Source organism: Cellulomonas sp. PS-H5 (assembly GCF_019265565.1).
Classification (GTDB): domain Bacteria; phylum Actinomycetota; class Actinomycetes; order Actinomycetales; family Cellulomonadaceae; genus Cellulomonas.
The window spans coordinates 1-6,392 of record NZ_JAHVCI010000103.1 but is presented as its reverse complement, the minus strand read 5'-3'; the positions used below and the strand labels follow the sequence as shown (position 1 = coordinate 6,392).

Sequence of the window (6,392 nt, the reverse complement as noted above, 5' to 3'; positions counted from 1 at the left end):
GGACCCGGGCCCAGCGGGCCGGTCGGGCCCGGACGCGCCGGGCAGCGTCGCACCCGGGACGAGCGCGCGGGTGGACGCGCCGGCGCCGAGGACGGGGCGGTCCGGGAGGTCGGCGCGGCCCCGGCGGTCGCCCACCACGCGCGCCTCCCCGGCCCGGGCGGCCGGCGGCGCTCCGACTCGCTCGTGGGGCGGGGCGCCGGGCGGGGCCCCCGAGCTCGACCCGCGGCAGGCGTGCTGCATGGTCGCGCTCGCCGCGGTCGAGGTGCTCGCCGGCAGCCGGCCGCTGGCCCAGCTCGCGCGCTGGCTCACGCCCGAGGTCTACGACGGGCTCGCGCGCCGGGCCGCCCTCACGGCACCCCGCTCCCGGGTGCTCGACGCCGCCGCGGGGCTGCGCGACGTCGCCGCGGAGCCGACGGACACCGTGCCCGCAGGGGCGGCACGGCGCCCGTCGGTCCGGCGGGTCCGGGTGCACCGCGTCGACGCGCACACCGTGGAGGCGTCCGTCGTGGTGGCCCAGGCCGACCGCGTCCGCGCCGTCGCGGTCCGGCTCACCCGGTCCACCGGGCGCTGGCGCGCGGCGGCGCTCGTCGTGGGCTGAGACGACGCCGCCCGCCCACCCCGCGCGGGGTGGGCGGGCGGCGTCCCGCCTCGGGGGTCAGCCCCGGCGGCGCTGCTGCTTCGCGGCCTTGCGGCGCGCCTCGCGGTTGCCGGCGTCCTCGCCGGTGCCGTCCGCCGCGGCGGGGGCTCCCGCGGCCGGCTCCGACGTCGCCGGGCCGGCCGCACGCCGGCCGCGGGTGACGGTCGTGCCGCTGTCGCCGTCGACGCTCGGCGCCGAGTACTGCAGCGGCACCTTGCGCTCCGGGCCGTCGATGCCCTTCGCGACCAGCACCGGCTCCGCACCGGCACCGGCGGCCGGGGCGCCGTCGGCGGACCCGGCGACCTCGTCCTTGAACGTCGGCGCCTGCGCGGGCGCCTCCGCGACCTTGACCTCGAGGTTGAAGAGGTAGCCGACGGCCTCCTCCTTGATCCCGTCCGTCATCGCCTGGAACAGCTGGTAGCCCTCGCGCTGGTACTCGATCAGCGGGTCGCGCTGGGCCATCGCGCGCAGGCCGATGCCCTCCTTGAGGTAGTCCATCTCGTAGAGGTGCTCGCGCCACTTGCGGTCCAGCACGGACAGCACGACCCGGCGCTCCAGCTGGCGCATGTTCGGCTCGCCGAGGGACTTCTCCCGCTCGGAGTAGGCGATCCGCGCGTCGGACAGCAGCTCGGCCTTGAGCAGCTCCGGGGTGACCCGCCCGAGGCCGCCGGCCTGCTCGACGACCTCGTCCACCTCGATCGACACGGGGTACACGGTCTTGAGCGTGGTCCACAGCTGCTCGAGGTCCCAGTCCTCCGGGTGGCCCTCGGCGGTCGCCGCGGTGACGTAGTCGTCGAGCACGTCCTCGAGGAAGTGCTGGACCTGCTCCTGCATGTCCTCGCCCTCGAGCACGCGCCGGCGCTGCTCGTAGATGACCTCGCGCTGCCGGGACAGCACGTCGTCGTACTTGAGGACGTTCTTGCGGATCTCGAAGTTCCGCGCCTCGACCTGCGACTGCGCGGAGCGGATGCCGCGGGTCACGATCTTCGACTCCAGCGGCAGGTCGTCCGGGAAGCCCGCGCGGGTCATCATCGACTCGGCCATGCCGGAGTTGAACAGCCGCATGAGGTCGTCCTGCAGCGACAGGTAGAACCGGGACTCGCCCGGGTCGCCCTGCCGGCCGGAGCGGCCGCGGAGCTGGTTGTCGATGCGGCGGGACTCGTGCCGCTCGGTGCCGAGCACGTACAGGCCGCCGAGCTCCACGACCTCGTCGTGCTCCGCGGCGACCGCGGCCTTCGCCTTCTCCAGGGCGTCGGGCCAGGCGGCCTCGTACTCCTCCGGGCTCTCGTTCGGGTCGAGCCCGCGCGAGGCGAGGTCGGCGACGGCCATGAACTCGGCGTTGCCGCCGAGCATGATGTCGGTGCCGCGGCCGGCCATGTTGGTGGCGACGGTGACGGCGCCCTTGCGGCCCGCCTGCGCGACGATCGACGCCTCACGGGCGTGCTGCTTGGCGTTGAGCACCTCGTGCGGCACGCCGGCCTTGCGGAGCTTCTTCGAGAGGATCTCGGACTTCTCGACGCTCGTGGTGCCGACCAGCACGGGCTGGCCGTTCGCGTGCCGCTCGACGATGTCGGCGACGACGGCGTCGTACTTGCCCTCCTCGGCCTTGTAGACGAGGTCGGCCTGGTCGATCCGCTGCATCCCGCGGTTGGTCGGGATCGGGACGACGCCCAGCTTGTACGTGCCCTGGAACTCGGCCGCCTCGGTCTCGGCGGTACCGGTCATCCCGGAGAGCTTGTCGTACAGGCGGAAGTAGTTCTGCAGGGTGATCGTCGCGAGGGTCTGGTTCTCGGCCTTGATGACCACCCCCTCCTTCGCCTCGATGGCCTGGTGCATGCCCTCGTTGTAGCGGCGGCCCGGCAGGACGCGGCCGGTGTGCTCGTCGACGATGAGGACCTCGCCCTTGTCGACGATGTAGTCCTTGTCGCGCTTGAACAGCTCCTTGGCCTTGATGGCGTTGTTGAGGAATCCGATCAGCGGCGTGTTCAGCGACTCGTAGAGGTTCTCGATGCCGAGGTAGTCCTCGACGCGCTCGATGCCGGGCTCGAGGACGCCGATGGTGCGCTTCTTCTCGTCGACCTCGTAGTCGCGCTCGGGCTGGAGGCGGCGCACGACCTTCGCGAACTCGGAGTACCAGCGGTTGGCGTCGCCGGAGGCCGGGCCGGAGATGATGAGCGGGGTCCGGGCCTCGTCGATGAGGATCGAGTCGACCTCGTCGACGATCGCGAAGTGGTGCCCGCGCTGCACGAGCTCGTCGGTGCTCCACGCCATGTTGTCGCGCAGGAAGTCGAACCCGAACTCGTTGTTCGTGCCGTAGGTGATGTCGGCGGCGTACTGGACGCGGCGCTCGGCGGGGGTCTGGCCGGACAGCACGACGCCCGTGGTCAGGCCGAGGAACCGGTAGACGCGACCCATGAGGTCGGCCTGGTAGCTCGCCAGGTAGTCGTTGACCGTGACGACGTGCACGCCCTTGCCGGTGAGCGCGTTGAGGTAGGCCGGCGCGGTGGCGACCAGGGTCTTGCCCTCACCGGTCTTCATCTCGGCGATGTTGCCCCAGTGCAGCGCGGCGCCGCCCTGCAGCTGGACGTCGAAGTGCCGCTGGCCCAGCGTGCGGCGCGCGGCCTCGCGCACGGCGGCGAACGCCTCGGCCATGAGGTCGTCGAGGGACTCGCCGTCGGCCAGCCGCGCCTTGAACCGGTCGGTCTCCTCGCGCAGCTCGGCGTCCGACAGGGACGTGAAGCTGTCCTCCAGCGCGTTCACCTGCTGGGCGACGCCCGACAGCTTCTTGAGGATCCGTCCCTCGCCCAGGCGGAGGACCTTCTCGAGGATCGCAGGCACGTGCACTCCCGACTCGCTGCGCCGCACGTGGCCACGTGCGGCGTCCCGGCGTCCCGACCGCACAGCCGGGCCCCGACCATCGTAGGTGAGGGGCGGCGACGTGCAGCAACCCGGCGCCCCGGGTCGGTGGCCCTCCAGGGGCCCCGCCGCGGCGGTCGGCGCGTCAGCCCGCCGCGAGCGCCGCCGCGAGGACGGGGGCGAGCGTCCCGCGCGGCGTGCCGTCCCGGTCCCCCACCGCCACGTCGTCCAGCCCGAGCCAGGTCGCGAGCAGCCGCAGCTCGGCCGCGAGGTCCGCCGCGACGTCGCCGGGCGCCGAGCCCGGGACCGCCCCCGGCACCGGCCCGGCGGCCTCCGCCGGGTGCGCGGCGTGCACCCGGAGCACCCCGGCGCGGCGGTCCGCCTTGAGGTCGACGAGGGCGGCCAGCCGCTCGCCGCGCAGGAACGGCAGCACGTAGTAGCCGTGCACCCGCTGCGCCTCGGGCACGTAGATCTCGATGCGGTACCGCAGGCCGAACAGCTCCTCGAGCCGGCGCCGCTCGAACACCAGCGGGTCGAACGGGCTGAGCAGCGCGCGGCCGGTGGCGCGGCGGGGCAGGTCGGCGTCGGTGTGCAGGTAGGTCGGCCGGGCCCACCCGTCCACCTGCACCGGGACCAGCGTCCCCTCGTCGACGAGGTCTCCGACGGCCGCCCGGGCGCGCGGCCCCTTGATCCGGAAGTAGTCGAGGAGGCAGCGCTCGGAGGCGACGCCGTGGGCGCGCGCGGCGATCCGGAGCAGCTCGCGCACCGCGTCGTCGTCGTCGGGCTCGGGCGCGGCGAGCACGTCCGGGGGCAGCACCCGCTCGGTGAGGTCGTAGCAGCGCTCGAACTGCGGGTTCCGGCGGGCCGAGGCGACCTGCCCCGTGAAGAACAGGTACTCCAGCACCCGCTTGGCCGCGGTCCAGTTCCAGCCCCACTCCGTGCGGTCCCGCGGCACGGGCCCCTCGACGCGCGCGTGCACCTCGCTGGCCGTGAGCGGGCCGTCGTCGGTGATCATCGCCAGCACGTCGGCCACGAGCGGCGAGTGGGTCAGCGGCACCTCCCGGATCGAGCCCCACGCGTAGTCGCGGTAGGCGCGCCGCCGCCAGCCGAGCAGCGCGTACGTCTCCGGCGGGACGTACGAGGCCTCGTGCGCCCAGGTCTCGACCAGCCGGCGGGGCGCCCGGCCCGCGGCGCGGTCGAGGAGCGCCGGGTCGTACGGGCCGACCCGGGAGAACGTCGGCACGAGGTGCGCGCGGGCGACCACGTTGACGGAGTCGATCTGCAGCAGCCCGACCCGGTCGACGACCTGCTGCAGCTGGCGCATCGTGGCGGGCCCGGTGCGCTCGGCGCGCGGGCGGTCGAGGCCCTGGGCGCGCAGCGCGACCCGGCGGGCCTGGGACAGCGACAGCGTGGCCGAGGGGCGGTGCGCGGTGCCGGTGGCGGCGCGGCGGGCGGCGGCGATGCGGCGGCCGGGGGCGGCGGGCGGCGCGGCGTCGGTGCTGGTGGCCATCGCCCCATCGTGCCGCCCGCCACCGACACGCGCCGCGGGTGACCGGGGTGCCGGCGGCGAGGTCGTCCCGGCGGCGAGGTCGTCACGAGCCCGGCCGCTGCCGACCCCGCGCGCGACGCGGCCGACTGCCGCCGGGCGCGACCGCGCCCGCCGACCGGAGGGTCGTCGGCGGGCGCGGTGCCGTGGTGCGGGCGGTGCCGGGGTCAGCGCTGCGCGGCTGCCCCCGCCGGGGCGGCGACGCCCCCGGCCTGCGGCGCGGCGGCGGCGCCCTCGCCCGTGCCGATGCTGGTCACCGCGGCGTCGAGCTTGATGATCCCGTAGCTCCAGCCGCGCCGGCGGTAGGCGACGGACGGCTGCGCGGTCTCGGCGTCGACGAACAGGAAGAAGTCGTGCCCGACGAGCTCCATCTCGTAGAGGGCGTCGTCGATCGTCATCGGCTGGGCGACGTGCACCTTCTCGCGGATGACGACGGGCGAGTCGCCGAGCGTCGTCTCGACCACCCCGTCCTCGGACGGCTCGGGCGCCGCGGGCTCGGGCTCCAGGTCCTCGAGCGGGGGCAGCGGGTCGCTCACCGGCGTGGGGACCTTGCCGCGGTGGCTCTTGCGCCGGTCCCGGGCCCGGCGGAGGCGCTCCGCGAGCTTGTCGATCGCCAGGTCGAAGGCCCCGTACCGGTCGTCCGCGCACGCCTCGGCGCGGATCACCGGTCCCTTGCCCACCACGGTCAGCTCGACCCGCTCGGCGGCAGCGGCCTGCCGGGGGTTGGGCTCGTGGGTCACCTCGACGTCGATGCGCTGCGCCCGGGGGGCGAGCTGCTCGAGCCTGGCGAGCTTGTCCGTCACGTGCTGACGGAACCGCTCAGGGACGTCGGTGTGACGGCCGGCGACGACGATCTCCATGGGGTACCTCCTGGAGGTCCGGGGGCGGGTCGGTGCCCGCCCGGCAGCATGCTCGGAGCGCCCTCGCGGGGCGCTGGTCTGCGGCACCACCTCCTCGTGCGGGCGTGCCCGTCGAGTCCCGGTACCGGGGGACGACGTCGCCTCCCGGTGCTGTGGGACCACGCTAGCCCGGGTCGGCCGAGGCTTCCAACCAGCCGGTCGGCGATCCCGGCGGACGGGTGACGGCCAGCACCGTCGCACCCACGACCTGCGCCCCCGCGGCCTCCAGCGCCGACCGGCAGGCGGCCAGCGTGGCGCCCGTCGTCAGCACGTCGTCGACCAGGAGGACGCGGGCACCGGCCAGCGCCGCCCGCGCCCTCGGGCGGACCCGGACCCGGCCGGCGAGGTTCGCCGCGCGCCCCCGGACGCCGAGCCCGACCTGGTCCCGGCCCGCCCCGGCGAGGCGCAGCGCGGGCAGCGCGACCGCCCCGCCGAGCCCGGCGGCCGCCGAGCG

At 75.4% G+C, this 6,392-nt stretch carries 5 protein-coding genes; 1 reads left to right on the top strand and 4 read right to left on the bottom strand.

The features are described from left to right. Positions 1-70: 70 nt before the first annotated feature. Complete coding sequence (locus J5O08_RS21290; RefSeq protein ID WP_308281748.1) at positions 71-598, top strand: Rv3235 family protein; 528 nt, start codon at positions 71-73, stop codon at positions 596-598. Positions 599-655: 57 nt separating this feature from the next. On the opposite strand, the gene secA is transcribed toward J5O08_RS21290, so the two are convergent. The 4 genes from secA to J5O08_RS20120 all read right to left on the bottom strand — a co-directional run. Further along, positions 656-3,475 (bottom strand): preprotein translocase subunit SecA, encoded by a 2,820-nt coding sequence (gene secA, locus J5O08_RS20135; RefSeq protein ID WP_218708687.1) that lies wholly within the window; start codon positions 3,473-3,475, stop codon positions 656-658. 163 nt (positions 3,476-3,638) lie between these two features. Continuing rightward, positions 3,639-5,003 (bottom strand): winged helix-turn-helix domain-containing protein, encoded by a 1,365-nt coding sequence (locus J5O08_RS20130; RefSeq protein WP_218708686.1) that lies wholly within the window; start codon positions 5,001-5,003, stop codon positions 3,639-3,641. A gap of 203 nt (positions 5,004-5,206) precedes the next feature. Continuing rightward, complete coding sequence (gene hpf, locus J5O08_RS20125) at positions 5,207-5,899, bottom strand: ribosome hibernation-promoting factor, HPF/YfiA family (RefSeq protein WP_147794036.1); 693 nt, start codon at positions 5,897-5,899, stop codon at positions 5,207-5,209. A gap of 163 nt (positions 5,900-6,062) precedes the next feature. After that, a partial coding sequence (locus J5O08_RS20120; protein WP_255590287.1) for a ComF family protein occupies positions 6,063-6,392 on the bottom strand: 330 nt, incomplete at its 5' end.

Coding starts and splice junctions, on each gene's coding strand:
- hpf (WP_147794036.1), bottom strand. CDS start 5,899: ATGGAGATCGTCGTCGCCGGCCGTCACACCGACGTCCCTGAGCGGTTC.
- J5O08_RS20130 (WP_218708686.1), bottom strand. CDS start 5,003: ATGGCCACCAGCACCGACGCCGCGCCGCCCGCCGCCCCCGGCCGCCGC.